Origin of the sequence: Kitasatospora sp. NPDC093558, assembly GCF_040683475.1 — a bacterium.
GTDB lineage: Bacteria > Actinomycetota > Actinomycetes > Streptomycetales > Streptomycetaceae > Kitasatospora.
Window position 1 is genome coordinate 1 of the sequence record NZ_JBFBDY010000694.1, and the last position, 3,084, is coordinate 3,084.

Here is a 3,084-nt window from a genome sequence, read left to right on the forward strand (position 1 = left end):
CCGGGCGGTTCCACCGCCACACCCGGGTCATGATGGCGTTCTCAAGTTCGCCGAGTTGCCGGACCATAGTGCGGCCAGGATAGGGAGTGAATGGGCCGGCGCCGGTACGGGCGCGGGCGGCGGGGGTGCCGACGACGGGGGCGGAGGCGCCGGCGTGTGCGTCGGGCTCGGGGGTGTAGCGCTCGGCGTCGGTGTGGGAGTGGGAGTGGGTGTCGGGGTGGGGGTCGGTGTCGGCGTGGGCGTCGGGCTCGGGCACGAGTCGCGCCAGTGCGGCGGGTGGTGCAGGTCGCCGTGCGGATCGACGGTGACGCCGACCTGGACGTCCACGCCGACCCCGACGCTCACGCCGTGCCCGCCGGGCCCGACGTCCACCGAGACGTCCGTGCCGGTGCAGACGCACACGTCGGCAACCGGCCCCTTCGGGCGTCCCCCGCCGTGCTGGCTCGCGCCGGAGGCCGACGCGCCGCTCAGCAGCGCGCACATCGCGACCACCCCGACCGCCGCACCAGCCAGCCGTGCCTTTCGCCCGCGGACGGCGCCCCCTCCGCCGTCCACCGGTATCCGTCGGAGCTGCCGGGACTGCCCGGGCTGCGGCATGGGTCCACACCTCTCGGAATCGTTTCGTCAGAAGGAGCCGGAGGACACCGGAACCGGCTGATGCACCCCCGTCAGGCGAACGGCCCGCCTCCGGGGGCGAGCCGTCCGTCATCAGGTCAACCGATCTTCGAGCGGGCCGGTTACGGCCTCGGCTCGTTTCGGGAGCAAAAATCGACCGCGGTCCGCGGCCCGGCGGCCGGTGGCCGCCCGGCGCTCAGTGGCGGCCGTGCGCGATCTCGACGTTCTCCAGGACACCGACCGCGTCCGGCACCAGGATCGCGCACGAGTAGTAGGCGCTGACCAGGTAGGAGATGATCGCCTTCTCGTCGATGCCCATGAAGCGGACCGACAGCGACGGCTGGTACTCGTCCGGCAGACCGGTCTGGTGCAGGCCGATGACGCCCTGGTTGTCCTCGCCGGTACGGATCACGAGGATCGAGCTGGTGTTCTCCTTGGTGATCGGGATCTTGCTGCACGGCAGGATCGGCACCCCGCGCCAGGCCGGCACCTGCTGCCCGCCGAGGTCGACGTGGTGCGGGTAGATCCCGCGGGCGTTGAGCTCGCGGCCGATCGCCGCGATGGTGCGCGGGTGGGCGAGCAGGTAGTCGGGGTCGCGGCGGCGGTTGAGCAGCTCGTCCAGGTCGTCCGGGGTGGGCGGGCCGGAGTGGGTCTGGATCCGCTGGTCGAAGTCGGCGTTGTTGAGCAGGCCGAACTCCGGGTTGTTGATCATCTCGAACTCCTGCCGCTCGCGCAGGGCCTCGATGGTCAGCCGCAGCTGGTGCTCGATCTGGTTCATCGGCTGGTTGTACAGGTCCGCGACGCGGGTGTGGACCTTGAGGATGGTCTGCGCGACGCTCAGCTCGTACTCGCGCGGCTTCAGCTCGTAGTCCACGAAGGCGCCGGGCAGTTCGAACTCGCCGTGGTGGCCGGCCGACATGGCGATCTCGGCCTCGCCGCGCTCGTTCTGCGCCTGCAGCGGCAGGGACAGGAACTCCTGGAGGTGCTCCTGGAGCGTCGGCGCGTTGTCGCGGATCCGCTCGAAGTCGCGGCGGCTCAGGGTGAGGACGACGCCGGAGGTCGCGCTCTTGACGGTGTACTCCCAGACGGCGTCCGGGTTGAGGATCGCGTCGTCGCCGAAGCGGTCGCCGTCGCCGAGCACGCCGACGACGGTCTCGTCGCCGTACTTGCCGGTGCCGATCTTGTTGATCTTGCCGTGCGCGATCAGGTAGATCCGGTCGGCCGCCTCGCCCTGGGTGACGAGCACCTCGCCCGGACCGAAGTTCCGCTGCTCGCAGCGGTCGGCGAGAGCGATGAGCACGTCGTCGTCCTCGTAGCCGCGCAGCAGGGCGAGTTCGCCGAGCTCGCGGGGGATCACGCGGACCTCGGAACCGGTCTTGATGAACTCGACCACGCCGTTGCCGACGGTGTAGGTGAGGCGGCGGTTCACCCGGTAGGCACCACCGTGGGCCTCGACCCAGGGGAGCACCCGGAGCAGCCAGCGGGAGGTGATCTCCTGCATCTGCGGTGCGGACTTGGTGGTGGTCGCGAGGTTGCGGGCAGCGGCTGTGGCGAGGGACTGCTGCTGTGCCTGCTGTGTCTCCGGACTGGTGTCGACGGGCATCGGCAGGGGTCTCCTTGATCTGGTCGTATCACGCGGGCGGGTCGGACCGAACCGTCCTGGGCGAGGCCATGACGGATCATCAGATACGCGTATCGGTGGGGGTTTTGGCGAGGTTCCGGTGAGGTCTGCGCAATCGGGGCGCCGGCTCCCGGCGGCCCACCCGGAACCCTAGATCACCGGGGCCCGACCAGGCCCGTACGGCGGCCGAGTGCCCCTCGATAGGGTGAATCTGATCCGGATCCGCCCGCTCCGCGCCGAAGACCTGGCAAACGTCCGTTCGCCTCGCGGATCCGCGTGTGGTGCGGCCCTGGTCAGGCGCGTGTCCGGGGGCCGCGAAGGGTCCGGTCCGGCCGTCCGGGGAGCCCGGCCGCGGGGCCGCCGCGGGTGGCGGACAGCGTCAACACGACGCACCGCCACGCCGGTTGCGGCGTGGCGGTGCGGTGGTTCGTGTGAGGGCGGTGGTTCGTGTGTGGGGCGGTGATTCGTGTGCGGGGCGGCGCTCAGGCCACCTCCATGCCGTGGCGGACGCGGTCGAAGCGCCCGGCGGCCAGGTCCTCGTCGGTGATCCAGAAGGAGACGTTGACGGTCTCGCCCCAGTGCGCGCCGGCCGCCGAGGCCTCGACCTGGAGCAGCGGCCGGTGCCCCTCGTGGCGCCCGGTGTCGGTGTCGCACCAGCCGAGCACGCGGACGTCCGGGCCGGGCAGGTGGTCGCGGAAGTCGGAGGCGAGGTCGAGCGCGACCATGAAGTCGTCTGGGAAGAGGTCCTCCAGCTCGCGGTCCTGGTAGGACGGCGCGGACAGCGCCCAGTCGGCCCGGAGCGGCACGGCGGCGAGCGGGGCGAAGTCGCTCCGGCCGGCCGGCTCGGG

At 71.6% G+C, this 3,084-nt stretch carries 2 protein-coding genes and 1 pseudogene; all 3 read right to left on the reverse strand.

Annotation, left to right across the window (positions count from 1 at the left end; genetic code table 11):
* Nucleotides 1-256, reverse strand: a pseudogene (locus AB0O00_RS33855) (hypothetical protein); the annotation flags it as partial.
* A gap of 555 nt (nt 257-811) precedes the next feature.
* Nucleotides 812-2,218, reverse strand: a complete 1,407-nt coding sequence (locus AB0O00_RS33860; RefSeq protein WP_363658385.1) for a family 2B encapsulin nanocompartment shell protein — start codon at nt 2,216-2,218, stop codon at nt 812-814.
* A 500-nt stretch (nt 2,219-2,718) separates the two neighbouring features.
* A partial coding sequence (locus tag AB0O00_RS33865) for a DUF1963 domain-containing protein (RefSeq protein ID WP_363658386.1) occupies nt 2,719-3,084 on the reverse strand: 366 nt, incomplete at its 5' end.

Excerpts from the sequence above, each read along its gene's own strand:
- AB0O00_RS33860 (WP_363658385.1), bottom strand. The coding sequence starts at position 2,218 with ATGCCCGTCGACACCAGTCCGGAGACACAGCAGGCACAGCAGCAGTCC.